21 protein-coding genes are annotated in these 26,212 nt (G+C 58.6%); 16 read left to right on the top strand and 5 right to left on the bottom strand.

The window, feature by feature from the left end; genetic code table 11:
• Positions 1–86: 86 nt before the first annotated feature.
• Together KMP13_RS16440 and KMP13_RS16435 are read left to right on the top strand one after the other, a co-directional pair.
• Entirely contained in the window at positions 87–686 is a 600-nt protein-coding gene (locus KMP13_RS16440; RefSeq protein WP_215267068.1) for a superoxide dismutase, read from the top strand.
• Positions 687–699: 13 nt separating this feature from the next.
• The gene (locus tag KMP13_RS16435; RefSeq protein WP_215267067.1) at positions 700–1,593 is read left to right on the top strand and encodes a metallophosphoesterase; all 894 of its coding nucleotides are present in this window, start codon (positions 700–702) and stop codon (positions 1,591–1,593) included.
• Positions 1,594–1,607: 14 nt separating this feature from the next.
• Here KMP13_RS16435 and KMP13_RS16430 read toward each other — a convergent pair whose 3' ends face one another.
• On the bottom strand, positions 1,608–2,147 hold the full coding sequence (locus tag KMP13_RS16430; RefSeq protein ID WP_215267066.1) for a TIGR00730 family Rossman fold protein: 540 nt from the start codon (positions 2,145–2,147) through the stop codon (positions 1,608–1,610).
• Between the two features lie 120 nt (positions 2,148–2,267).
• Between KMP13_RS16430 and KMP13_RS16425 the strand changes: the two genes are divergently transcribed.
• The 3 genes from KMP13_RS16425 to KMP13_RS16415 all read left to right on the top strand — a co-directional run bounded on the left by KMP13_RS16425 (position 2,268) and on the right by KMP13_RS16415 (position 6,555).
• On the top strand, positions 2,268–4,121 hold the full coding sequence (locus KMP13_RS16425) for a LysM peptidoglycan-binding domain-containing protein (RefSeq protein WP_215267065.1): 1,854 nt from the start codon (positions 2,268–2,270) through the stop codon (positions 4,119–4,121).
• Between the two features lie 120 nt (positions 4,122–4,241).
• Positions 4,242–6,050, top strand: coding sequence for an ABCB family ABC transporter ATP-binding protein/permease (locus KMP13_RS16420; protein WP_435370367.1), 1,809 nt, complete (start codon positions 4,242–4,244; stop codon positions 6,048–6,050).
• A 256-nt stretch (positions 6,051–6,306) separates the two neighbouring features.
• Positions 6,307–6,555, top strand: a complete 249-nt coding sequence (locus tag KMP13_RS16415; RefSeq protein ID WP_215267063.1) for an EF-hand domain-containing protein — start codon at positions 6,307–6,309, stop codon at positions 6,553–6,555.
• Between the two features lie 121 nt (positions 6,556–6,676).
• Here the strand turns inward: KMP13_RS16415 and KMP13_RS16410 are convergent, their stop codons facing one another.
• Positions 6,677–7,426: a Stf0 family sulfotransferase gene (locus KMP13_RS16410; RefSeq protein WP_215267062.1), complete on the bottom strand. Its 750-nt coding sequence runs from the start codon at positions 7,424–7,426 to the stop codon at positions 6,677–6,679.
• A 449-nt stretch (positions 7,427–7,875) separates the two neighbouring features.
• Here KMP13_RS16410 and thiC point away from each other — a divergent pair, with 449 nt between their 5' ends.
• Both thiC and KMP13_RS16400 read left to right on the top strand, forming a co-directional pair.
• Complete coding sequence (gene thiC, locus KMP13_RS16405) at positions 7,876–9,675, top strand: phosphomethylpyrimidine synthase ThiC (RefSeq protein ID WP_215267061.1); 1,800 nt, start codon at positions 7,876–7,878, stop codon at positions 9,673–9,675.
• Between the two features lie 67 nt (positions 9,676–9,742).
• Complete coding sequence (locus tag KMP13_RS16400) at positions 9,743–10,357, top strand: LysE family translocator (RefSeq protein WP_215267060.1); 615 nt, start codon at positions 9,743–9,745, stop codon at positions 10,355–10,357.
• A gap of 75 nt (positions 10,358–10,432) precedes the next feature.
• On the opposite strand, the gene KMP13_RS16395 is transcribed toward KMP13_RS16400, so the two are convergent.
• Positions 10,433–14,203 (bottom strand): efflux RND transporter permease subunit, encoded by a 3,771-nt coding sequence (locus KMP13_RS16395; protein ID WP_215267059.1) that lies wholly within the window; start codon positions 14,201–14,203, stop codon positions 10,433–10,435.
• A 2-nt stretch (positions 14,204–14,205) separates the two neighbouring features.
• Positions 14,206–15,450 carry an efflux RND transporter periplasmic adaptor subunit gene (locus tag KMP13_RS16390; RefSeq protein WP_215267058.1) on the bottom strand — a complete coding sequence of 415 codons (1,245 nt, stop codon included), beginning with the start codon at positions 15,448–15,450 and terminating at the stop codon, positions 14,206–14,208.
• A 272-nt stretch (positions 15,451–15,722) separates the two neighbouring features.
• Here KMP13_RS16390 and KMP13_RS16385 point away from each other — a divergent pair, with 272 nt between their 5' ends.
• From KMP13_RS16385 to KMP13_RS16365, 5 genes are all read left to right on the top strand, one after another.
• Positions 15,723–16,394: a hypothetical protein gene (locus tag KMP13_RS16385; protein ID WP_215267057.1), complete on the top strand. Its 672-nt coding sequence runs from the start codon at positions 15,723–15,725 to the stop codon at positions 16,392–16,394.
• 57 nt (positions 16,395–16,451) lie between these two features.
• The gene (locus KMP13_RS16380) at positions 16,452–17,774 is read left to right on the top strand and encodes a PQQ-like beta-propeller repeat protein (RefSeq protein ID WP_251363907.1); all 1,323 of its coding nucleotides are present in this window, start codon (positions 16,452–16,454) and stop codon (positions 17,772–17,774) included.
• A 49-nt stretch (positions 17,775–17,823) separates the two neighbouring features.
• A complete protein-coding gene (gene der / locus KMP13_RS16375) occupies positions 17,824–19,293 on the top strand; it encodes a ribosome biogenesis GTPase Der (RefSeq protein ID WP_215267056.1) in 1,470 nt (489 codons plus the stop codon).
• Between the two features lie 204 nt (positions 19,294–19,497).
• Complete coding sequence (locus tag KMP13_RS16370) at positions 19,498–20,457, top strand: fatty acid desaturase (protein WP_215267055.1); 960 nt, start codon at positions 19,498–19,500, stop codon at positions 20,455–20,457.
• A 58-nt stretch (positions 20,458–20,515) separates the two neighbouring features.
• The gene (locus KMP13_RS16365; RefSeq protein WP_215267054.1) at positions 20,516–21,076 is read left to right on the top strand and encodes a helix-hairpin-helix domain-containing protein; all 561 of its coding nucleotides are present in this window, start codon (positions 20,516–20,518) and stop codon (positions 21,074–21,076) included.
• Between the two features lie 57 nt (positions 21,077–21,133).
• Here the strand turns inward: KMP13_RS16365 and serS are convergent, their stop codons facing one another.
• Entirely contained in the window at positions 21,134–22,426 is a 1,293-nt protein-coding gene (gene serS / locus KMP13_RS16360) for a serine--tRNA ligase (protein ID WP_215267053.1), read from the bottom strand.
• A 231-nt stretch (positions 22,427–22,657) separates the two neighbouring features.
• Between serS and yajC the strand changes: the two genes are divergently transcribed.
• The 4 genes from yajC to KMP13_RS16340 all read left to right on the top strand — a co-directional run bounded on the left by yajC (position 22,658) and on the right by KMP13_RS16340 (position 26,157).
• Positions 22,658–22,936, top strand: a complete 279-nt coding sequence (yajC, locus tag KMP13_RS16355) for a preprotein translocase subunit YajC (protein ID WP_215267052.1) — start codon at positions 22,658–22,660, stop codon at positions 22,934–22,936.
• A gap of 33 nt (positions 22,937–22,969) precedes the next feature.
• A complete protein-coding gene (gene secD / locus KMP13_RS16350) occupies positions 22,970–24,631 on the top strand; it encodes a protein translocase subunit SecD (RefSeq protein ID WP_215267051.1) in 1,662 nt (553 codons plus the stop codon).
• Positions 24,632–24,633: 2 nt separating this feature from the next.
• Positions 24,634–25,602 (top strand): protein translocase subunit SecF, encoded by a 969-nt coding sequence (gene secF / locus KMP13_RS16345; RefSeq protein WP_215267081.1) that lies wholly within the window; start codon positions 24,634–24,636, stop codon positions 25,600–25,602.
• A gap of 201 nt (positions 25,603–25,803) precedes the next feature.
• Positions 25,804–26,157 (top strand): Mth938-like domain-containing protein, encoded by a 354-nt coding sequence (locus tag KMP13_RS16340; protein WP_215267050.1) that lies wholly within the window; start codon positions 25,804–25,806, stop codon positions 26,155–26,157.
• The last annotated feature ends 55 nt before the right edge of the window (positions 26,158–26,212 follow it).

Raw genomic sequence — 26,212 nt, 5'->3', positions numbered from 1 at the left:
TTCGTGTCACCACGGACTTGACCTGAGAGCGGGCTGCGATCATCTATCGTCCCAGAAACGCAACTTTTTCGACAGGGGGCCTCACTATGGCATTCGAACTTCCCGATCTTCCTTACGCACACGACGCGCTGGCTGACAAAGGCATGTCCGCAGAGACATTGGAATTCCACCACGATCTGCACCACAAAGCTTATGTGGACAACGGCAACAAGCTGATCGCGGGTACTGAGTGGGATGGCAAAACCCTCGAAGAGATCATCGTCGGCACCTACGACAAATCCGCTGTTGCGCAAAACGGCATCTTCAACAACATCTCCCAGCTGTGGAACCACAACCAGTTCTGGGAAATGATGGGTCCAAACGGCGCGGCAATGCCGGGTGAGCTGGAAAAAGCAATCGTTGAAAGCTTTGGCTCGGTTGACGAATTCAAGTCTCAGTTCTCTGCTGCGGGCGCTGGTCAGTTCGGCTCTGGCTGGGCCTGGCTGGTCAAAGACACCGATGGTGGCCTGAAAGTGACCAAGACCGAAAACGGTGTGAACCCGCTGTGCTTTGGTCAGACCGCGCTGCTGGGCTGTGATGTTTGGGAACACTCCTACTACATCGACTTCCGCAACAAGCGTCCGGTTTACCTGTCCAACTTCCTGGACAACCTGGTGAACTGGGAAAACGTGGCATCGCGCCTGTAATCGGAGCGCACGCGTGATTTCGCGACGCACTGTTCTAAAAGGCCTGCTGGGAACCATCCTGGCAGGCTTTTTTGCGGCGACTTATGGCTTCTTTATCGAACCTGCGCTGCGCTTGCGGGTCAAACGCTGGCGGGTCGCGCGCCAAGACTGGACCCGCAAACCTCTCAAGATCGCGATCATCACCGATATCCACCTCGGCGAGCCTTATGTGGGCCTGCGCCGATTGAAACAGATCGTGCGCCGCACCAATGCGGTGAATGCGGATCTGGTTGTGCTGCTGGGGGATTTTGCGCCCGGTCATAAATATATATCCAAACCGGTTGAGATCGAAGACGCAGCCCCAATCCTTGCCGAGCTTCAGGCGCCGCAGGGGGTGTATTCCGTGCTGGGCAATCACGACTGGTGGGACGACCGCGCCGCCCAACGCCGTGGTGGTGGGCCAAGCCGATACGGCGGCGCGCTTGAGGCGGTTGGCATTCCAGTGCTCTCCAACCAAGCACTCAAGAAAGACGGCTATTGGCTGGCGGGGCTTGAGGATCAGATCGCATTGCGGCGACGCACCGCCAATGGTCGACGGTTTCAGGGATTGGATGATTTGCCCGCAACCATGGCGCAGGTCGACGATGACGGCGCGCCTTGTATCCTGCTGGCCCATGAACCCTATGTTGTTCAGCGCGTGCCAGAGCGTGTGTCGCTGACACTATCGGGTCATACACATGGCGGGCAGGTGCAGATCTTTGGCTGGGCCCCGGCCGTGTCGCGCCGCTTTGGCAGCCGCTACCGCTATGGTCATATCCAGGAAAACGGGCGTGATCTGATCGTCTCAGGCGGCATCGGCTGTTCGATCCTGCCGATCCGACTTGGCGTGGTGCCGGAAATCACCGTGGTGGAAATCGCAGGCGTCTAACGCCTGTGGATGCGCTAGGCCAGCTTGGCCAGAACCTCATCAACCGTGTCAACCCAGGTGAGCGTGTCATCCACATCCGCCCCGGCAAAGCCCTGATCGATCACATGGTCGATCAGGCTGCGCAACGGCTCCCAATAGCCATCGATATTCAAGATAAAGATCGGCTTGTCGTGAAGCCCCAATTGACGCCAGGTGATGGCCTCAAACAGCTCATCCAATGACCCCATGCCGCCGGGCAGGACCACGACGGCGTCGGCGTTATACAGCATGACTTTCTTGCGCTCATGCATGGTTTCGGTCACGACAAAGGTCGTCAGATCGGATTTGCCAACTTCGCGTTTGACCAGATGTTCCGGAATGATGCCAAAGACTTCGCCGCCAGCTCCCATCGCGGCCCGCGCAACGGTGCCCATCAGCCCCACATCGCCCGCCCCATAGACCAAGCGCATTCTTTGAGCGGCCAGACCACGGCCCAAAGCCGCTGCGGCTGATTCGAAGCTTTTGCTTGCCCCAAAACGGGAGCCACAATACACACATACGGAACTAATTGTCATTCGGCGGATCTTTGCTGTTGCTGCGTAATGAAATACGGCTGGCTTAGATCACTGATAACGAGTCCCGGTCTGCGGCTCAACAAGAAGCGGGGTGACAGCCCGTGTGAAGGAAGGAATACCATGGCGGAAACATCCGGCTCAGGAGGCGTGGGGGCGCTTTCGATCGCGGGGATCGCAACTGTTGTTGTGATCGTTGGAGGCGTTGTGCTGACGCAATTCGGCGTCTTTGACGGCTCAGAGGACGTGGCAGAAACACCTGTGGTCGCGGAACAACCCAGCGCAGAGGTGCCGGTTGAGCCAGCGCCAACTGTGACGCCACCCGTCGCGCCACCCGAAGCTGTACCATCGGAACCTGTACAGGTTGAGCCGGAAACAACCGCAGTGGAACTGCCGGTTGCGCCAGCGCCCGCACCAACTGTTGAGACAGTCGACAATGCCGAGGCAGAGGAAACCGAAACCACCGCCGTCGAGGCCACACCGGCTGAACCCGACACTGAACTCGAGCAAACCACAACTGAGGTGAGCCCAGTTACACCAACGGTTACAGCGCCTGAAGTGACCGCGGAACCCGCACCCGAAGTAACAGCCGAAGCAGATACGGTCGGTCCTGACGACGTCGCGGATGAAATCGCAACGCCGGCTGCGCCCCCCGCTGGCGAACCCGCTGCTGAGCCCACCGCCGCACTACAAGCGCCCGAGATTGATGTGATCCGCTTTGACCCAGATGGCGCAGGTCTGATCGCTGGGCGCGCGCTGGCAGGATCACGCGTTATGATCCTGTTGGATGGCACAGTGATCGAAGAGGTTGCGGCATCTGGCAGCGGCGAATTCGTGGCGTTCCCGGTTGTGGAACCCGCCACCCAGCCGCGTGTGGTGACCATCGCCGCAGGAGCGGGGGAAGAGATTGCCAACTCGGACGTCAGCTTCATTCTGGCCCCTGTGACACCGGTTGCCGTGGCCGAGGCCGACGTGACGCCAGCCCCCGTCGAAACACCCGCGGAGCCTGCACCGGTTGCGGACCAACCCGCCGAGGTCGCTGCGCCCGAGGTTGCGCAGGCTGAAGCCGAGCCAGAGCAAGTCGCAGAGGCCGCAGAGGCCGAGCCAGCCACCGCGCCGCAAGTCGAACCGATCGTGGCAGATGAGCCCCAGCACGTCGCCGAGGTTGAACCGCCCGTTCAACCCGTGGTGCCCGTTGCGCCGGAGATCGGTAATGAAGCGGTGACAGAACTGGCCCCGGCAAACGTTCCGACCCAAACTGAGACAACAGCGGAAGAGCAGGCCGGTGACAGCCCACAAACCCTGGCGCTGTTGCAAACCCAAAACACCACAGAGACACCTGCAGCTCCGAAACCGACGACACAGAGCGCAAATCAACCGATTGCCGCGCAGGAACAGGAAGCGCCCAAACCGCAATCCGCCGCGATTGCCGTCCTGCGCACCGGCCCCGAAGGGGTGGAGGTTGTGCAGCCCGTGGCTCCGTCGACGCCGGAGCTGGCGGATAAAGTGGCGCTGGATGCGATCAGCTATACGCCGACCGGTGATGTGTTGCTGACGGGGCGTGCACGTCCTGCCGCCTTGGTCCGTGTCTATATCGACAACGTTCCTGTGGTGGATGTGCGCACGAATGTCAGCGGTCGCTGGCGAACCGGGCTCGATGGTGTTGCACCCGGCATCTACACCCTGCGTCTGGATGAGATTGACCCTCTCGAAGGCAAGGTGCTGAGCCGCCTTGAGACGCCCTTCAAACGCGAAGCGCCCGAGGTCCTGGTGCAGCCAGCCCCAGAACCCGGCGCGCCCGCAGTTGGGACCACCGTGCGGGCCGTCACAGTGCAAAAAGGGGACACACTCTGGGCGATTTCGCAGGCGCGTTATGGCGACGGATTCCTGTTTGTACGGGTGTTTGAAGCAAACAAAGAGGCGATCCGGAACCCGGATCTGATCTATCCTGGTCAGATCTTTAACTTGCCTGAATAACACAAATGCTTAGATAGAACTGTGGCGCGCCCTTTGGGGCGCGTTTTACTTGTTCCATCCGCAGCCAAGACCTAAGCCTGACAGGCCATTTGGGTCCAGTCAGGATAATGTATGCGTAGCATGAGCTCGAAACAGCCGCCCTCGTCGTATGAAATGCGACAATCCGGGTGGCGTACCATCCGGCGCGTAACGCCCTATATCTGGCCCAAAGATCCCAAATGGGTGCGGATCCGTGTCTGTCTGGCGATGGCGGCTCTGGTCCTGTCCAAGATCATCGCGGTCTATACGCCGGTTCTGTACAAAGGCGCGGTGGATCATCTAGCAGGCGAAGGCGTGTCGACACTGGCGCTTGGTGCGATTGGCCTCACGGTTGCCTATGGGCTCGCACGGGTGGCGACCATTGGCATGCAGCAACTGCGCGATGCGATCTTTGCGCCGGTTGCGCAACGGGCGCTGCGGCAACTGGCACTCGAGACATTTACCCATATCCACCGCCTCTCCATGCGCTATCACATCACCCGTAAAACCGGTGGTCTGTCGCGGATCATTGAACGCGGCGTCAAAGGGGTCGAGTTCCTGTTGCGGTTCTTGATCTTCTCGATCGGGCCGTTGTTTCTTGAGCTGTTTATGGTGGCGGTCATCCTCGCCGTGCTGTTCGACGTTTCGTATCTGGTCGTGGTGGTGGGCACGATTGCGGCCTATGTGCTGTTTACCTTCACCGTCACGGAATGGCGCGTAAAACTGCGCCGCAAGATGAATGAACAGGACACAGACGCAAATCAGAAGGCCATCGACAGCCTGCTGAACTATGAAACAGTCAAGTATTTCGTCGCCGAAGACCGTGAGGCCGCACGTTACGACGTGGCGATGAAGGGCTATGCGCAAGCTGCGCTCAAAACAGCGTATTCCCTGGCGTTCCTGAACTTTGGCCAAAGCCTGATCATCACGTCGGGCCTGGTGGGGGTGATGGTGCTGGCTGCGATTGGCGTGCAGAACGGTGCCCTGACCGTCGGCGATTTTGTCATGGTCAACGCCTATATGATCCAGATCACCGTGCCGTTGAACTTCCTCGGTTCGGTCTACCGCGAGATCCGCCAAAGCCTGGTCGACATGGGTGAGATGTTTGACCTCTTGGAACAGCCAGCAGATGTCACTGACAAAGCGGATGCAAAGGACCTGAAAGTGTCCGAAGGCGCTATCTCGCTTGAGAACCTGCGGTTTTCCTATGAACCTGCGCGTGAGATTTTGAAAGGCGTGTCGATGGACGTGCCCGGTGGCCAGACGGTGGCCATTGTTGGCTCAACCGGGTCGGGGAAATCGACCATCGGGCGTTTGTTGTTCCGCTTTTATGATGTCACCGGTGGTGCGTTGAAAATCGACGGACAGGACCTGCGCGACGTCACCCAAAAAAGCCTGCACCACGCTATCGGTGTGGTGCCGCAGGACACTGTGCTGTTCAATGACACCATCCGCTACAACATCGCCTATGGCCGCGATGGGGCGACGCAGGAACAGGTGGAACAGGCGGCGCGTGATGCGCAGATCCATGACTTCATCGTGGGACTGCCTGATGGTTATGACACGCAGGTGGGCGAACGCGGGCTCAAGCTGTCGGGAGGCGAGAAACAGCGCGTCGGCATTGCCCGCACCCTGTTGAAGAACCCACCGATCCTGCTGCTGGATGAGGCGACATCAGCGCTGGATACCGACACCGAGCAGGAGATCAAAGAAGCGCTGTCGCGCGCCGGGCAGGGGCGCACCGTGATCACCATTGCGCACCGCCTGTCGACGGTGGCTGAAGCGGACAAGATCGTGGTGCTGGAACAGGGTGAGATCGCCGAAGTTGGCACCCATTACGCGCTTTTGGAACAGAACGGTCGCTATGCGCATCTGTGGCACCGTCAGCAATCCGAACAGGACGCCGCCTAACGACAACAGGCGGCGATTGGGCCATTCTTGGCTGAAATCGCACAGAACGGTCGGCAAGTGTCAGCGCGTCGTCCGGGCCAAGGTTTGGACCTGCGTTTTGCCGCCGATCTGACACCGCCTTTCACGCGTGCACACGCCGGAAATCGCCGTCGCGCCGAGCAAGGGTAGTGGCGGTAAACTGGCGTGGCCTAAGGTCTCCACAGCTTCGAGGGCAATGCCTCGGAGCAGACAAACTCTCAATCTTGTGGAGAACCCCATGACACGCAATTTTTCATACGCTCTTCTGGCCAGCACTTTGATCGCAGCCCCTGCGTTTGCGGACAGCATCCCCGTTGAAATGGATGTCGATGGCAATGGGTCGCTGTCCTTGGAAGAGATGCAGGTCGCCTTTCCGACCATCACGCCCGAGACCTTTGGGCTGATCGACGTGAATGGCGACGGGGAGGCCGACGAGTCTGAAGTCACCGCCGCGGTGGACGCAGGCTATCTGGTGTTCAGCGGATAAAACCCTTGTGGCGCGTAGTCTCCTCCCCACCTGCGCCCACTGTCATGATCAGACTCCCCCCAAGGTCTTTTTGTCATGACCCAGGCCCTGCAGCAGTGCAGGGCCATTGGCGGTTGGACGGTCAGCAGCGTGTGAAACGTGCGATCCAGTCCTGGTTCACGTCATCCGCCAGACGCGCGACAGGGGGCTGCACGGTTTGGGCGGCACGCGGGTCCAGACCCAGCTTGTCCAATAGATCCCCCAGCGCGTCCTGCGGAGCGACCGACAGATCGTCGTATTGGATGGCATGGGGCGAAATCTCTTCCGCGCGAAACCAGGCCAACCAGTCACGATCGTAACTTTCCATCGTGTCGATCTGGCGGGCAATTGCGGTGCGGTCAAAGCGAGGTTGCGCAGGCGGTGCCAGACGTTCCAGTTCACGCCCATCCGCATGGCGATGCCACAATCCCGTTTGCTCGGCTTTGATGTAGGACACGCTTTGCGCCAGCTTGTCGCGCCGGGTCAGATGTACAAAAAGCGTCCGACCAAACAGGTGTTGGATCCGTTCAGCGGTGGTCCGGTGCTCAGGACAACACAGCGCCAACTGATCTATGAAATAGTTGAAACTATGCCGCTGCAGACGAAATCCTGCGATCGATATGCCGTTTTTCGCGCGCTCTCGGGCCGTGGCGAACAGTCGTGTCAACTGTTCTTGGTCAGACACTTCCGGTGTTTCGGGAAGGTTCAAATACTGCGCCCATGCGCTGCGAGACGGGCGGTGGAAATAAGATTTTGGATGACCGGCAATCCCTGTCTCACTCAGCATTTTACACAGCAACGTGCTGCCGCTGCGAGGGGCGGTGCAGATGAAATAGCTTTGATACCGGGGCATCGCGTCCCTCTTTTGCCCGAGATTTTGCGCGGCTTTGATTGCCTTATGGTATGTTAACTTAGCGCTATAAGGTAATGAATTTGCGACAAATGCTGCCGTGCCAAAGCGGTTAATTCCAACAGGTGTGCCCCCCAAATTCCCGCTGGCACTCATTATTGCGGTTGACCACCAAAGGTTTTGCTTGCTACCCAAAGCACACGCAGGGGAGTCCCGCCGAGGGGACTGAGAGGCAGACAGATGGGGCGACCCACCGGTGACGCGACCCTTTGAACCTGACCCAGTTGAGACTGGCGTAGGAAGCAAAAAGGGATCGCTGGAGAGGATTGTACAGCCTCTCTATGTGCATTCTTTGACACCTTGGGACCCGTACATCCCAAGCTGCCTCCCACCCAAAATCGCTGGTGACCTTTATGAGCCGTATTGCGCGGCCCTGCCTTAAGGAGCACCACATGAACGTCCCCAATCCGAAAATCACCACGGGCGGACTACCTGCCTCGCGCAAGATCTATGTCGCGGGCGAATTGCACCCCGACATCCGCGTCCCGATGCGTGAAATCGCCACCCACCCCACCGCCGCAGAGCCGCCGTTGCCGGTCTATGACAGCTCCGGTCCTTACACGGATCCGGAGGTACAGACTGATATTCGCGACGGGCTGAAACCCCTGCGCGCTGACTGGATCTGGGCACGCGCTGATGTTGAGAGCTACCAGGGCCGCGCCGTAAAACCTGCGGACAACGGCTTTGTTGAAGGGGACCGGCTGGTGGCGGAGTTTCCGACAGTGGCCGACCCGCTGCGCGCCACCAACGGGCTGGCGCCAACACAGCTCGCCTATGCTCGCGCCGGGATCATCACGCCCGAGATGGAGTTCGTGGCGATCCGCGAAAATCAACTGCGCGAGACCTCGCCCTGTCACCGTGATGGCAATGACTTTGGTGCCAATATCCCCGACTATGTTACGCCCGAATTTGTCCGATCCGAGATTGCTGCGGGCCGCGCGATCATCCCTGCCAATATCAACCACCCCGAGTTGGAACCGATGATCATCGGGCGCAATTTCCTGGTGAAGATCAATGCCAATATGGGCACGTCCGCCGTGACATCGTCGATGGAGGAAGAGGTCGACAAACTGGTCTGGGCGATCCGCTGGGGCGCGGACACGGTGATGGATCTGTCGACCGGTCGCAACATCCACAACACGCGCGAATGGATCATTCGCAATAGCCCGGTGCCCATCGGAACGGTGCCGATCTATCAGGCCCTGGAAAAGGTGAATGGCATCGCCGAGGACCTGACGTGGGAGGTCTTTCGCGACACGCTGATCGAACAGGCAGAGCAGGGGGTGGACTATTTCACCATCCACGCCGGCGTGCGCCTGCACATGGTCCCGATGACGGCTGAGCGAGTGACAGGTATCGTCTCGCGCGGCGGCTCGATCATGGCCAAATGGTGCCTGCACCACCACAAGGAGTCGTTCCTATACGAGCATTTCGAAGAGATCTGCGACATCTGCCGCCAATATGATGTGAGCTTTTCGCTTGGTGACGGTCTGCGCCCCGGCTCCATCGCGGATGCAAATGACCAAGCCCAGTTTGCCGAGCTGGAGACCCTGGGTGAGTTAACCAAAATCGCCTGGGCCAAGGACTGTCAGGTGATGATCGAAGGGCCGGGCCATGTGGCCATGCACAAGATCAAAGAGAATATGGACAAGCAATTGGAGTGCTGCCACGAAGCACCGTTCTACACGCTTGGGCCTCTCACCACGGATATCGCACCGGGCTATGATCACATCACGTCTGGCATTGGTGCGGCGATGATCGGCTGGTTTGGCTGTGCGATGCTGTGTTACGTGACGCCCAAGGAACACTTGGGTTTGCCGGACCGTGATGATGTGAAAACCGGGGTGATCACCTATAAAATCGCGGCCCATGCGGCGGATCTGGCAAAAGGGTTGCCGGGCGCACAACGCCGCGATGACGCGCTGTCGCGTGCGCGTTTTGAGTTCCGGTGGGAGGACCAGTTCAACCTCTCCCTAGACCCGGATACGGCGCGGGAATTTCATGATCAGACCTTGCCCAAGGAGGCCCATAAGGTGGCGCATTTCTGCTCCATGTGTGGGCCCAAGTTCTGCTCCATGCGGATCAGCCACGACATCCGCGCCGAGGCCCAGAAAGAGGGGATGGAGGCGATGGCTGCAAAATTCCGCGAAGGCGGTGCGCTTTATGTTCCGCTCGACCCCAAAGAGACCTAGGGTCATCTGAACCCCTGACCCGGACGTACAAATCACGTCCGGGCACATTTGCTAAGAAAGGACGCGCATGTCGTTTGACGTATGGCTGGCCTATGTGGTGGCAACGGCCGTGATCTCCCTTTTACCGGGGCCCAGCGTGATGATGGTTGTCGGGCAATCCCTGGCCAAGGGACGCAAAGCCGCGCTGTTATGTGTGGCAGGCGATGTCTTTGGCGGTGTCTTTGTGATGACCGCGTCTTATGTGGGGTTAGGGGCGATCCTGGCGACCTCGGCGATGGGTTTTGCCCTCGTGAAATGGGCAGGCGTCGCCTATATGGCCTACCTCGGCCTGCAACAATTACGCGCGGCGAGGCGGGTGGAGGAAACCGCTTTGGCCCCCAAACAATCCGGAGCCGCCAGTTGGCGCGCCGGTTTCTTTACCGGTATTTTGAACCCCAAGGCGATCATGTTCTATATGGCGTTCCTGGCCCAGTTCATCAATCCAAACGTCGCCGCCTTGCCGCAATTCCTGATCCTCATGGTCACGTCCAGTGTGGTTGTGGCGGTCATTCTGGGCGGATACGGGCTGGCAGCCTCCTGGGTCAGCACGCGACTGCAGTCCAAACGCGCCCAACGGCGCATGCATGTGGGCGGCGGTCTGACGTTGCTTGGCGGCAGCGCGGTCATGGCCATACAACGCTGAGCCCCATTACTGGACAAAGAAAAAGCCCCGCCGGATCGCTCTGGCGGGGCTTTTTAGATCAGGGCGTTGGTATCCTTATTCGGCTGCACGCAACGAGCCGGAAGGGGCGTCGTCTTTTGTAGCTTTCTTTTCGGGTTTTGCCGGCGTTTCTTCCCACTGGATCTCGGTCGAAGTCAGCGCGCCCGCGTCACGTGTAAGACGGCGGTCTTGGGCTGCAGCGCTGTCAGAGCCGCCAGAGACCCGTGCCAACAGACGACCAAGTGCCGCCGCATAGGTGGTCACCCAGACCCGGATCGCCAACAGCGACGGGGTCACAACCAAGGTCAGAACGGTGGCAATCCCCAGGCCAAAGACCACGGCGGTCGCCAGCTGTTTCCACCACAGGGCGGTTGGGCTGTCGATCGTATAGCCGCCACCGATGAAATCGAGGCTGAGGCCAAACATCATCGGCGCCAGACCTGCCATCGTGGTGATGGTGGTCAACAAAACCGGGCGTATCCGTTGTTGGGCGGTGCGGATGATCGCCTCGATCCGGGGCATTTGCTGGCTGTATTCCTGATAGGTATCGATCAGAACAATGTTGTTGTTCACCACAATCCCCGCCAAGGCCACGATGCCTGTCCCGGTCATAATGATCGAGAACGGCTGCTGCATCACCATCATCCCGATCAAAACCCCGGTGGTGGACAAGATCACCGCCAACAGAACCAGAACCGAGTTATAGAAACTGTTGAACTGCGCCAGAAGGATCACGAACATCAGTGCCAGAGCGCCGGCAAAGGCCTTGGACAGGAAAGCACCAGACTCTTCCTGCTCTTCCTGATCGCCGGTCCATTCCCAGGCGATGGATTTGTCAAAGGGCTCGGTCTCTAGCCACGCGGTCAGCGCGGCAATGCGTTCGTTTGCATTGACCTGAACCAGACGTCCGTCACCGGCCAGCGCCTCTTCGACCTCTTGGGCGTCTGCCGCACCGGTCAGCGCCGAGATAGCGAAGCGGTTGCCATTGGGCGCTGTCAAACCCGCGTCCTGGCCATCATCGACCGATTTCAACAAGGCAAGCTCAATGGCTTCTTCGCCTTCGCCGATCATCAGCGCGCTTAGGCCGGGTTCGAAATCGGCCTTCACATCATAGAAACGCTGTTGGTCGACCCGGTCGATTTGGGCCAGTTTGGGGACCGGGTGGCGGGTGGTAAAGTTCGCCAAAGGAACCGGGCCGCCTGCGGTAGGCACTTTGATCGTGTCCAACGTCGACAGCACCCGGTCTTTTTCCGGCAGGCGCACGCGGATTTCGCTTTCCTCATCGGAATTGTTGATCCGCATTTCACCCAAAAGGATGCCGCGTGTGACCAGCTGCACCATGGCGCCCACGGTTGCCACATCGGCGCCATAACGGCCCGCGCGCGCCACATCCACGTCGATTTCCCAATCGATGCCGGGCAGGGGCAGGCTGTCTTCTTGCTGGATCAGGCCGGGCATCTCGTCAAACTTTGCGCGCGCCAGATTGGTTGCTTCACGCAAGGGGCCCCAGTCATCGCCGCGGATCCGCAGGTGCACCGGTTTGCCCGCTGCTGGACCATCCGCCAGGGCGCGCAGTTCGACCACGAACCCGGGAATGTCGGCGACCATCCGGTTCAGCTCATCCATGACGAAATCGCCATCAAATTCCGGCGCGGTCACTTCGCGGGTGAACCAGCCGTCGAACAGCTCTTCTTTCTTCTTGGGACGGTCGTCCCATGGGATGATCTCAAACTGGACCTGTCCTACGGTGTCCGGCGGAAGCGACGCGCCCGAGCTGTCGGTGTTCAACCCACCGTCACCGGCGAACGAGAATACGTTGATGACCGCCGGGTGTTCGCTGATCACCTCTTCGGCGATGCGGACCATGTCGTCTTTTTCATTCAGCGACAGGTTACCCCGTGCCCGCACATACGCCGTGGCCTGTTCGGGCTCTGTGGCGACAAAGAATTCAACGCCATAGTTGTTTTCGCCGAACGTTTTGAAGACGGTCGAAATGCCAATCCCGACAACCACGAGCGTCACAATCGGCATCACCGGATTGCCCGCGATCAGCTTGATACACCAGCCAAAGGCGTTCAGGCGGAAGCCAGTTTGCGGTTCCTGTTCCGGTGCCTGACGTTCAACCGCAGACAGGGTGACAGAGGCCGCAAAAGCCGTCAGCGCGAAGAGGATTCCACCCACCAACAGGGCGACAGCGCCGGGCGCGCCTTCGGGCATGATGTAGACCGGGTTCAGCATCTGCATGGCGCCGGTGAACATGCCCCACATCGACAGGGGCACCAGAGCCGCACGGACAACCCACGGCAGGCGCGCGCGCAGGATATCGGCCAGAACGCCAAAACTACGGCTCATCCGGCCCGAGACACCGCCCATCACAGGCAGGTAAATCAGCGCCACAATCAGCGACGCGGACAGAACAAATATCAACGTTACCGGCAACATGCCCATGAACTCACCCGGAACGCCGGGCCAGAACAACATTGGCAAGAAGGCACAGAGCGTCGTCGCGGTCGAAGACACAATGGGCCAGAACATCCGCTGGGCCGCTTCCACATAGGCATGCATCGGGCCGACGCCCGCTTTGATGCGCTTGTCGGCGTATTCCACCACCACAATCGCGCCATCAACCAACATGCCCACGGCCAGGATCAGACCAAACATCACGATGTTTGAGATGCTGATGCCCATTACCGCCAGGAAGGCAAAACACAAAAGGAAGGACGTTGGGATCGCAAACCCAACCAGCAATGCCGCACGGCTGCCCAGAGCGGACAGAACCACGATCATGACCAGCGCAATCGCCGTCAGGACCGACCCCTCCAGCTGGCTCACCATGGAGCCGACTTTGTAGCTTTGGTCGTTCGACGTGCCGACGGTGATCGCGGTCTGCAACTCATCCGGCCAGCGCGATTGGGAGACGGCGATGGTCTCTTTCACCAAGGCGACGGTGTCGATCAGGTTGAAGCCCTTCCGTTTAACAACCTGCAAGGCAATCGTGTTCTCGCCATCAAAACGGGCGGTGCCTTCGCGGTCTTCAAAGGTAAAGTTGATCTCGGCCAGCTCTCCCAATGTCACCACACGGTCGCCATTGGTCTTGATCGGCAGCTCATAGATGTCTTGCACCTCGTCAAAGGTCGACGGGATTTTTACCGCAAAGGACCCTTGCTCGCTGTCGACTTCACCGGCTGCAATCAGCTGGTTATTGTTCTGCACAACTTCGATCAGTTCAAGCGCTGTGACGTTATAGGCTTCCAGACGCAGGGGATCGATGATCACCTCGACCATCTCTTCGCGTTTGCCTGCGATACCCGCTTCAAGCACCGCATCCAGCGATTCCAGATCGTCCTGCAGATTGTTGGCAACCCGCGTCATGGTCCGTTCCGGCACGTCTCCAGTCAGGTTGACGATCACAATCGGGAACTCAGAGAAGTTGATCTCGGTGATCGAATATTTCTCAGACCCTTCGGGGAACTCTGCCTCGGCCGTGTCCATCGCGTCGCGAATGTCGGCAATGATGGCCGTCTTGTCCCAGCCGAAATCAAATTCCAGCGCGACACCGGCATAACCTTCGGAGGCGGTGGCGGTCATCTTGTCGAGACCATCCAGATCCGACAGTTCCGTCTCCATCACTTTGACCAGCAAAGTTTCGGCGTCTTCGGCTGAAATGCCGGGGAAGGGGACAGAGATAAAGATCGCCGGGATTTCAATATCCGGCTCACCCTCTTTGGGCAGGGCGGAATAGGCAAATCCTCCCACCAAGAGCGAGATCACGATAAAGGCGATCACCATGCGGGCGCGGCTGGCGGCCCAGTCTACAATGCCGGTCATCTTCAGAACGCCTCTTTATATGTGGCAGCCACTGGGACGCCGTGGGTCACGAAATCCTGGCCAACAATAATCACATCCGCCTGATCGGGCAGGCCGGTCAGCCAGACACCATCGACCGTGTCCCGCAACAGGGTGATCGGGACAAACTCGACTTTGCTTTCAGCGCCGACAATGCGAACGCCCAAACGGCCTTCTTTGTTCAAGGTCAGTGAGGATTGCGGCAGTTTATGTGCCTGGGCGCCATCTGCGGAAATCACGATATCAGCGGTTTGCCCGTCGCGGATTTTCAGGTCTGCGTTGGGCACAACGATATCGATCTCGAACGTGCGGGTTTCCGGATCAGCGGAGCGGCTGACAAATGTCACCCGCCCCTGAACATCAGCGCCGGTTGCCAGCTTGGCATTGGCAAGCGCGCCGATTTCTACGCGGTCTACTTCGGCCTCGGGCACAAAACCTACCAGTTTGATCTCATCCAGTTGGATCACCGTGGCACACAGCGATCCCGCCTGCATCAAGGAACCCAGCTCCGCCGTGTCGCTTTCCAGCAGACCATCAAAGGGCGCGAGGATCGTCAGGCGCTCCATCTCTTTCTCGGCCTCACCCACGGTTGCGGCGGCGGCTTCGATATCGGCGCTGGTGGATTCCAGACCCGCTTCGGCGCTGGCGATGGCGGCAATGGCTGTGCGTTCTGACGCCTCGGCGCCGGCCAATGTGGTTTCAGAGGCAAAGCCCCCTTTTGACAGTTTCTGCGAGGCGGTCAGGTTGATCTGCGCTTCTTTCAGCAAGGCATGCGCCTCTTCCAGACGCGCCTGAGCTTCGGGTTGTTTCGCTTTGGCTTCAGCTAGACGTGCGCGTGCCTGCGCCAGCTGCGCGGGGCGGGTGCCTGGGTCCAACTCACACAGCGCTTCGCCGGCCTGAACCTGGATCCCCTTGCGCAGCGGCGCGTTGATCACGGTGGCGGTTGTCTCGGCGCGCACTTCAACTTGGCGTTTGGCTTGGGTACGGCCCCGCAAAATTACGGCGCTGTCGATCACACGTGCAGAACTGCGCAGGGCGACAACGCGGACCTTGCTGTTATCCGTATCCTCGCTGGGTTCGGCTGTGGCGTCCAACTCAGCGGTTGCGGTGTCCTGCGGGGTGTCTTCTTCGGCCCCGCGCGCAAACGCCAAAAGCGAATCTCGCTCGATCACCAGCATGTAAAGGAACGCGGTGACGATGATTGCGGTCAAAATAGGTATCAGACGCATAGTAGTGAGCCCTGCAAATGGTGGATAACGCAACTGGGTAAGAAGCGGGCGATCCAAAAGGAAGTTTGGCGCGAAGCAAAGATTCGGCATACCACATATACGCGTAGCCTCATCTAAACTAAGTGGTTTAGATCACATTTGTAGGCCAATGATGCATTTTTCTTTGTATGGAATACACATTGGGCCACTTGGCTTGTAGATACGGGCAGGGTAAGACGGGCCAAAGCTTGCAGACCTGCCGCAATAGGCCTGCGATCCGAAGGGGGTTTCATATGAGCGATACCGACAGTTTCATTGACGAGGTGACCGAAGAGGTCCGCCGCGACCGGCTGTTCAAAGTGCTGCGCCGTTATGGCTGGATTGGGGCAGTTGCCGTTGTGCTTGTCGTGGGTGGGACCGCCCTTCGCGAATATAATCGCGCCAATGAAGAAGCCGCAGCGCAGACCTTGGGTGATGCGCTGATCAGCGCTGTGGAGCCCAGCGAAGCTGCCGATCGTGCGCAGAACCTCGCCTCGGTTCAGACAGGTGGCGCCGATGCCGCGATGCTGGTTGATATGGCTCGCGCCGGTGCATTGGTCGAAGCGGGTGAGATTGACACAGCGGTGCCGCTCTATCAATCCATTGCCTCCAACGGTGAAATCCCGGTGATCTATCGTCACATCGCCTCGTTCAAAGCGCTGGCTCTGCAAAGCGATACGCTCAGCATTGATGAGCGCCGCCTGCAGCTGAACGCCCTGGCCGCGCCCGGCGCGCCGCTGGCGCATCTGGCGGCCGAACAACTGGCGCTGCTGGAAATCGAATCTGGCAATACCGCCGGCGCGCTGGCGCTTCTTCAATCTCTCGTGGATGACGCGACGGTATCTGTTGACGTTCAGGACCGTGCAAATCAGTTGATTGTGGCACTTGGTGGGCTTCCAGAGGGCGCATCTGCACAGGATGGTTGATTAACCGCCTCACTTTGTGTGAAAAAACCGCTGACGTTCGAAGACAAAGGGCCAGTAATGAAACAGGCGTTCTCGATTTCTCGTATGGGCCGCATCATGTGCGGCACTGCATTTGCGCTGATCATTGTGGCTTGCACCGAAAAAGAGCCGGTCCTACAAGGCATCCGTGAACCGATCCGCCCGGAAGAGGCGACAAAGGTCGAAAACCAAAGCCGCGCTATCAGCCTGGCCAAACAGACCAACAACAAATCCTGGCCGCAGTCCCATGGCACGTCGCAGTTCCGCACTGCGCATCCGGCCCTGTCTGCGGCTCCCAGCGAAGCCTGGTCGATCTCCATCGGAACCGGAGATGAGCGCCGTCAGCGGATTACTGCGCAACCCGTTGTGGGCGACGGCCGTGTCTATACACTGGACAGTGGCGGCAAAGTCTCCGCTGTCTCGCCCGCAGGTCAACTGCTGTGGCAAAGCGATATCGTCCCGGCCAATGACGACGAAGGTCAGGCCACCGGCGGCGGCGTCGCGTTTGACAATGGCGTGGTCTACGTCTCGTCCGGTTTTGGTGTCCTGACCGCGCTGCAGGCCAGCTCCGGCGACGAACTATGGCAACAAGAGCTTGACGCAACAGGATCTGGCCAGCCGCTGGTGCGCGATGGTCTGGTCTATCTGGTGGCCGGCGATGATACCGGCTGGGCGGTGCGCGCCAAAGACGGCCGTATCGCATGGCAGATCAAGGCAAGCCCCAGCCCAGCAAACGTTTTGGGCGCACCGGCACCGGTGATCGCCAATGATCTGGCGGTCTTTGCCTTTGGTTCTGGTGACTTGACCGCGACCTTCCGCAAAGGGGGCTTCCAACGCTGGGCGGCCTCGATTGGCGGTGAACGGGTTGGCAGCACCGTTGGCACGATTAATGACGTGACCGGTGGTCCGGTTGTGGATGGCCGTCGCATCTATGTGGGCAACCACGGTGGTCGCACCGCGGCCTTTGAATCCGACAGTGGCCTGCGGATCTGGACCGCACGCCAAGGTGCGCTGGGTCCGGTCTGGCCCGCCGGTGGCAGCCTGTTTCAGGTGAGCGACACCAATCGTCTGTTGCGACTGGACGCCGACACTGGTGAGGTGATCTGGACTGTGCGTCTGCCGGGCTTTGTCAAAGACAAGCCGCGCAAACGGGCGGAAATCGTCGCAAATTACGGTCCGATCCTTGCGGGCGGGCAGGTCATCGTGGCATCAAACGACGGCTACCTGCGCTTTTATGATCCGACCGATGGCAGCCTGACACGACAGGTCGAAATCGACGGCGGTGCCACAACAGCACCGGTTGTTGCAGGCCAAACCCTTTATGTTGTGTCGACCAAAGGCGAACTCCACGCTTTCCGTTGACGCAAAGATGCGCTATGGGGCGCGTCTGAACCGCTGAAAGTGTGAAACCATGTCTTTTACCCTGGCCATCGTGGGCCGCCCAAACGTGGGCAAATCGACCTTGTTCAATCGCCTTGTGGGCAAGAAACTGGCGTTGGTTGACGACCAGCCTGGGGTGACGCGTGATCTGCGCGAAGGTGAGGGCAAACTGGGCGATCTTCGGTTCACCGTGATCGACACCGCCGGTCTGGAAGATGCCACCGACAACAGCCTCGAAGGGCGGATGCGCCGCTTGACGGAACGTGCGGTTGATATGGCTGACATCTGCCTGTTCATGATCGACGCGCGTACCGGTGTGACCCCCACGGATGAGGTGTTTGCCGACATCCTGCGTCGCAAATCCGCGCATGTGATCCTTGCCGCCAACAAAGCCGAAGGCAACGCAGCCGAGGCCGGCGTGCTGGAAGCTTATGGTTTGGGACTGGGCGAACCGTTGCGCTTGTCCGGTGAACACGGCGAAGGGATGCCGGATCTCTATTCGATCCTGATGCCTCTGGCCGAAAAATTCGATGCCCAGGCAGTCGACAACAATCCGGTTGTGGATGTGGATCTGGACGACGAAGACGACTGGGACGAAGAAACCGAATACGAAGTTCCAATGCCCACGGTCGACAAACCGATGCAGGTTGCGGTGATCGGACGGCCCAATGCAGGTAAATCGACTCTGATCAACAAGATCCTGGGCGAGGAACGCCTGCTAACCGGCCCCGAGGCCGGGATCACTCGCGATGCGATTTCGCTGCGGATGGAATGGAACGACATTCCAATGCGGATCTTTGACACGGCCGGCATGCGTAAAAAGGCCAAGGTTCAGGAAAAGCTGGAAAAACTCTCCGTCTCGGACGGTCTGCGCGCGGTGAAATTTGCTGAAGTTGTGGTGGTCCTGCTCGACGCTGCAATCCCCTTTGAACAGCAAGACCTGCGCATTGCCGATCTGGCCGAACGCGAAGGGCGCGCGGTGGTGGTCGCGGTCAACAAGTGGGACATCGAAGACGAGAAACAAGACAAGCTCAAAGCGCTGAAAGAAAGCTTTGACCGGCTCTTGCCACAGTTGCGTGGTGCGCCGCTGATCACGGTCTCTGCCAAGACCGGTCGCGGGTTAGACCGTCTAAACGATGCGATCATCCGCGCCTATACGGTCTGGAACCGCCGGATCCCAACAGCTGCGTTGAACCGCTGGCTGACCGGCATGTTGGAGCAGCACCCGCCGCCAGCGCCACAGGGCAAGCGGATCAAGATGCGCTATATGACACAGGCCAAAACCCGCCCGCCGGGATTTGTAGTCATGTGTTCGCACCCCGACAAAGTTCCCGCAGCCTATTCCCGCTATTTGGTCAACGGGCTGCGCAAGGATTTCGACATGCCGGGCACGCCGATTCGCATCACGCTGCGCGGACAGGGGGACAAGAATCCCTATAAGGGACGCAAAAAAGCGCCACCGTCAAAACTTCGCAAACACCTTGAAGGGCGCAGGGATTAACGCCAGATTTTTATCACCTGTAACGTGCGGGCGCTCCTTTGGGGCGCCCGTTTTAGTTCGTTTGCGTTTGATATCAATTGTTTTTCAAAAATTTAAATGCTTGCCATGATCGGTTTTCATGATCAAAATTAAGGCAGAAGGTTAACGACAGGACGGATTGCCGTCCTGAATTTTGATGACTTTTTATCTTGAGTAGGTGCCACAATGGATTTGCGCGCACATACACGGAAGTTTTGCGCCAAGGACAACAGGCTGGCGGCGGCCACCTATTTCGGGACGTTTGCCGTCTATTTCCTGTCCCTATACGTCTCAATCACGCAGATCGATCGCTGGTACATCATAGTGCCGGCCGGTGTGATCTTTGCCTTTGCGGCGGTGCGTCTTTACGTGTTGCAACATGACACCGGCCATCATTCGCTGTTTGAAACCCGCTGGCAGAATGAGGTCGCAGGCCACGTGCTGTCGCCCTTCACCTTTGCCCCGTTTGAAGTGATGAAACAGAACCACAATCTGCATCACGCCAATATTGGCAATCTGGAACACCGCGAAACAGGTGAGATCCACACGATGACGGTCGCCGAATGGAACGCTGGTGATTGGCGCGATCGCCTGTCCTATCGTCTGTACCGAAACCCATTGGTGCTGGTCCCGGTGGGCGCAGCATTCACCTATTTCGTCCGGTATCGCTGGCCGAAAAACACCTGGAAGTTCGGCGTAACGGGAGTGGTGTTGCACAACCTCGTCATCATCGCCTTCCTCTACACGCTTTACCGTCTGTCCGGGACACCCGGCGTTCTAATCTGGCTGGCGTTTTCATTCCTGGGCGGGATGATCGGCGTGTTCCTCGTCTATCTTCAACATAATTTCGAGGACACCTATTGGGACAGACGCCCGGATCTGAACCCGGTGGAGGCCGCACTTGTGGGCTCTTCCTGTCTGGATTTCGGCTGGTTCTTTGACATGGCCGTAGCCAATATCACCCTGCATGACATCCACCATTTCAACGCCCGCATCCCGTCGTACCGATTGCGACGCTGCCATTACGCGCTGCCTGCCGAAATGGCGCCACGGCGGATAAAATTCAGCGAAGCCATACGCGCGATGAGCCTTAAACTATGGGATGAAGAGAAAAAACGCCTTGTACCCTTTCCAAATGGCGCGTGATTTGTGATATTATGACGTCATTGCGTCACGGTAAAAGTAAAACTGGAAGGAACGGGAAATGACAGCGCTTTTGAAGATCGCAGGTGTTGGGCCAGCCTTGGCCAAGGCCTTGATGGCGGGGAAACTCACATCGGCAGAGGCGATCGCGAACCTCAGCGTTGGGGAATTGGCCGAAATTTCAGGTATCGGTCTGCGCCGCGCGCCCAAGTTAAAAGCCGCCGCTGCTGCGATGGTAAAGGCCAACGGCGCCGCAACCCCTGTAAAACCCGCAGCCAAACGCACGGTCCGCAAAGTGGTGAAACCCGCGCCCAAATCAGTTGCGGCACCTGCGCCCAAAGCGCCCGCGCTGGACGATGCATTGGCCGCCGCCGAAGCCGCACGTATCGCCGCCGAAGTACGCGCTGAGAAGGCAGAGCTGAAAGCCCGCAAGGCCAAGAAGAAAGCCGCAGCCCTGGCCGCTGAATTTGCCGTTGCCAAGGAAAACGCCAAAAATAAAGCCAAAAAGACCAAAGGCAAAGCAAAGAAAGCGATTGCCAAGGAAAAGGCCAAGGGCAAATCGATCATGGCGGCCAAAAGCGGCGCTGGATCCTCAAAACCCAAAAAGACCAAAAAGGCATAAAAAAACCGGCCCCCATAAAGGAGCCGGTTTGAAATGTAACTGCTGGTTCGTCTGTCCTCAGACCAGCTGGCCGTCTGCGGTCAGGGTCAGTTTGCCACCCAGGTAAGGGGCGAGCACGTCTGGCAGTTTGATAGAGCCGTCCTCTTGCTGGCCGTTTTCCAGCACCGCAATCAAACACCGTCCCACGGCCAGACCGGAGCCGTTCAATGTGTGAACGAATTCAGGTTTGCCACCCTCAGCCGGTTTGAACCGTGCGTTCATCCGGCGGGCCTGGAATGCACCCGTGGTGGAGACAGACGAAATCTCACGATAGGCGTTTTGACCGGGCAACCAGGCCTCGATGTCAAAGGTGCGCCGCGCGCCGAATCCCATATCACCGGTGCACAGAACAACGGTGCGGAAGGGGACGCCCAGTTTTTCCAACAGACCTTCGGCGCAGCCCAGCATGCGCTTTTGTTCGTCGTCGGAGGTGTCGGGATGCACGATTGAGACCATCTCGACCTTTTCAAACTGGTGCTGACGGAGCATGCCGGATGTGTCGCGACCGGCACTGCCCGCTTCTGAACGGAAACACAGGGTATGCGCGGTATAGCGTTGCGGCAGGGCGCTTTCTTCCAGCATTTCATCGGCAACCGTATAGGTCAGCGGCACCTCGGAGGTGGGAACCAACCACCAGCCATTGGTGGTCTGATAGCTGTCTTCGCCGAACTTTGGCAGCTTGTCTGTGCCATACATCGCCTCGTCACGCACCAGAACCGGGGTGTTAACCTCGGTCAACTCGTTCTCATCCACATGGGTGTTGACCATGAACTGCGCCAAAGCACGGTGGATACGGGCAACGGCCCCTTTCAGAAGAACAAACCGCGCGCCAGAGATTTTGGCGGCGGTTTCGAAATCCATAGCAGCCGCAACGCCTGCGATTTCAAAATGCTCTTTAGGGGCAAAGGCAAACTCCGCCGGGGTGCCCCAGCGGTTGACCTCGACATTGTCATCTTCATCAGCGCCATCTGGCACATCATCCGCAGGGATGTTGGGAATGCGCGCCAGCATGTCGGTGAGTTTGGCATCCAGCTCTTTGGCCTCGGTCTGCATGGCCGCAACTTCGGCCTTCTTCTCAGACACGGCAGCACGCAGGCGCTGGAACTCTTCCTCATCACCCTTGGCCTTGGCGGCACCGATGGCTTTGGCGGCTTTGTTCTGCTCGGCCTGGGCCGCTTCGGCGGCTTGGATCTTGGAGCGGCGCTCTTCGTCGAGGGCCAGAATATCAGACGAGATCGACGCATCCCCACGCCGCGCCAAAGCGGCGTCAAAGGCGGTCGGATTTTCGCGGATTGCGCGAATGTCGTGCATGGTCTTACTCCTGGCTAATTTGAATCAGTGCCTCATCCTATGCCGCAGTGATGGACAAAGGAAAAGGGGCGAGCGGCGCAAACCAGTGCGTTGCTGCATTTGCGCCAAATCAGATGTTTCCAACTTAGCGCAAGTCTGACTGCATCTGCCTTGCAAAGCCACCGGTCAACGCATAGGTTCCCGTCAAAATAAAGAGCGCACCCGTTGCGTAAATTACAGAAGGAAAGCCCGATGGAAGCCATTGCGCAGTTTGTCCCCCTAATTCTGATCTTCGGCATCATGTACTTCCTGCTGATCCGTCCGCAGCAGAAGAAGATGAAAGATCATCAGAAAATGGTCGAAGCGCTTCGTCGTGGGGACCAAGTCGTAACCCAAGGTGGATTGATCGGCAAAGTCTCCAAAGTCAAAGAAGACGGCGAACTGGAAGTGGAACTGGCAGAAGGCGTCAAAGTACGCGTTGTGCAATCCACCATCGCGCAGGTTCTGAACAAAACCGAACCGGCAGCGTAAGCTTCCTGTCTAACAAACTGAAAAGGCAGAGCTATGCTGCAAATTGATCTTTGGAAAAGGGTCATGATCGCGCTGGTTTGCGCGGTGGGCCTTTTGCTGGCTCTGCCAAATGCGTTTTATACGCAGGTAGAACAGTCAAATGACGCAGAGGCGGCAATTGTTGCGGCCGACGAAACACCTGAACGGTTGGAAGTGGCAGGCCAGTGGCCGTCGTTCCTGCCGTCGGGTCTGGTAAATCTGGGGCTGGATCTGCGCGGTGGCGCGCATCTGTTGGCCGAGGTTCAGGTATCGGACGTCTACGAGGCGCGCATGACCGCCTTTTGGCCGGAAGTGCGCATCGCGCTGCGTGACGTACGCGGTGAAGTCGGAACCTTCCGTCGCCAGCCAAGTCCTGCGGATGAGATTCGCGTCAAACTGTCCAACCCCGATGGTCTGGACACCGCATTGCGGATTTTGCGCGCATTGGCGACACCCGTTGTGACGCTGACCGGTGCAGGCGCAAATGACATCGAAGTCTCGGGGCAGGGTGATATCGTTACCATCAACCTGTCGGATGCGGAAAAAGTCGCAAGCGATGACCGCACCGTCCGCCAGGCGCTGGAAATCGTGCGTCGCCGGATCGACGAGGTTGGCACCCGTGAACCGACGATCCAACGTCAGGGCGCAGACCGTATTCTGATCCAGGTCCCAGGCATCGGATCCGCATCAGAGCTGAAAGACATCATCGGCACCACCGCCCAGCTGACCTTCAGCCCGGTTGTCCGCCAGGGCACCGATGCAAATGCATCCCCCGGCGTCGGCAACAAACTGGTCCCGTCGTTGGACGAAGAAGGCCTTTATTACACTGTTGAGTCTGCGCCGGTTGTCACCGGTGAAGAGCTGGTCGATGCGCAGCCGTCCTTTGACCAGAACGGCCGCCCCGCGGTGAGCTTCCGGTTTAACCCGGCAGGTGCGCGCAAGTTTGGCGACTATACGGCCGAAAACATCGGCTCGCCCTTTGCGATTGTCTTGGATGATGAGGTCGTATCTGCCCCCGTGATCCAATCGCATATTCCAGGCGGCAGCGGCATCATCACGGGTAACTTCTCCATCGAGGAAAGCACCAATCTGGCCGTCTTGCTACGTGCCGGTGCTTTGCCAGCCGAGCTGACCTTCCTTGAAGAACGCACCATTGGCCCGGAACTGGGTCAGGATAGTATTGATGCGGGTAAGATCGCAACCATCGTGGCCTTTGTCGCGGTGCTGGTCTTTATGGCGCTCAGCTACGGTCTGTTTGGGATCTTTGCGAACATCGCGTTGCTGGTCAACGTCGGCATGATCTTTGGCGCGCTGAGCCTAATTGGTGGCACGCTGACGCTGCCGGGTATTGCAGGGATCGTTTTGACCGTTGGTATGGCGGTGGATGCCAATGTGCTGATCTTTGAACGTATCCGCGAAGAGCTGAAATCGGGCCGTGGACCTGCGCGCTCGATTGACGAGGGCTACTCCAAAGCGCTGTCGGCGATTGTGGATGCCAACGTCACAACATTCATCACCGCTGTGATCCTGTTTGTCATGGGCTCCGGCCCCGTACGTGGCTTTGCCATCACGCTGGGCCTTGGCATTCTTACGTCGGTCTTCACCGCGATCTTTGTGACCCGCCTGTTGGTGGTCATCTGGTTCGAGCGTCGCCGTCCCAAAACGATTGAGGTGTAATGATGCGACTAAGACTTGTACCGAAAGAGACATCCTTTGACTTCTTTGGCCGCGCTAAATTGTGGCTGGGTATTTCGGCGCTGTTGATCCTGGTGGGGCTTGTGTCCTTTGGTCTGCAAGGGCTGAACTTTGGCATCGATTTCCGGGGCGGGACAACCGTGCGGACCGACGCGACCGAGACCGTGGATGTGGGTGCCTACCGCGACGCAATCGCGCCTTTGGGCCTTGGTGATGTCTCCATCACCGAAGTGTTCGACCCGTCCTTTGCCGAGGACCAGCATGTGGCGATGATCCGCATTCAGGCTCAAGAGGGCGGTGAAGCGATTTCAGGTCCGCAGATCGAAGCCTTGAACGCGGCTCTGGACACGGTTGCTCCGGGGATCAAATTTGTCTCTGTCGAAAGCGTCGGCCCCAAGGTTTCGGGTGAGCTGATCTGGACCGCCGCATTGGCCGTGGGCCTCGCGATTGCCGCAGTTCTGGTCTACATCTGGCTGCGGTTTGAATGGCAGTTTGCGCTGGGTGCGGTTGCTGCATTGGTGCATGACGTGGTGCTGACCATCGGCGTGTTCTCGGAACTGCAGATTAAATTCGACCTTGCGATTATCGCGGCGCTGCTGACCATCGTCGGCTACTCGCTCAACGATACTGTGGTTGTGTTTGACCGGGTGCGTGAGAACCTGCGTCGGTACAAAAGCAAAGGTCTGGCTGAGGTTTTGAACATCTCGATCAACGAAACGCTAAGCCGGACGGTGATGACCTCGGTCACCACATTGATCGCGCTGATCTCGCTCTTTGTGCTGGGTGGCGATGTGATCCGTGGCTTTGTCTTTGCGATGATCTGGGGCGTTTTGGTCGGGACCTATTCCTCGATCTTTGTGGCCTCCACCATTCTGCTGCGCCTTGGGGTCAAGCGGGACTGGAACAAACCATCCGCGCCAAGCGGCAACCAGTTTGCCAATATCGACGCTTAACCGCGCCGTTGATTTTTAAAACAGCTTTGAAGCCGTGGGTACGCGCCTGCGGCTTCTTGCGTTCTGGGGCGGGCTTGCGTGCTTCCTGGGCACCGCTCATGCGGCAAAAGTTACCAATGGCGGCGATCGACAGGCTTCCTATTCCGTGCCCGCGCGGGCTGTGGTAACCAATCGGCAGGAATGCGACTGAAAGGAAGACCGATGCGCCTGAACGAGGTGAGCTACTCTGACGCTGAACCAATTGACGGTTATGGGCCTGGGTTCTTTCGCATTGGTGGCAAGGTGCATCACGGCGCGGTCATCACGTCGCCCAATGGCACCGTGGCCTGGGAGGGCTATGAGGACAGCGAGAAACTGTTGGCTCTGGCCGGAGAGATTGACGTGTTGTTTGTCGGAACCGGGGCCGAGATTGCCCATCTGCCAACCGCTTTGCGCAACGCGCTGGAAGGCGCGGGCGTGGGCGTTGAAACCATGAATTCCCCCGCCGCTTGTCGCACCTATAATGTCCTGTTGTCCGAAGGTCGCCGTATTGCGATGGCCGCTTTGCCAGTATGAATTGATCTGCCGCAAGGCATGTGCAGATCAGGTCTGCTTTGAGCGGGGACGAAGA

Origin of the sequence: Epibacterium ulvae (assembly GCF_018678075.1) — a bacterium.
In the GTDB taxonomy this organism is placed as follows: domain Bacteria; phylum Pseudomonadota; class Alphaproteobacteria; order Rhodobacterales; family Rhodobacteraceae; genus Epibacterium; species Epibacterium ulvae_A.
The sequence above is the reverse complement of the archived record's forward strand: the minus strand, read 5'-3'. Positions and strand labels throughout refer to the sequence as shown.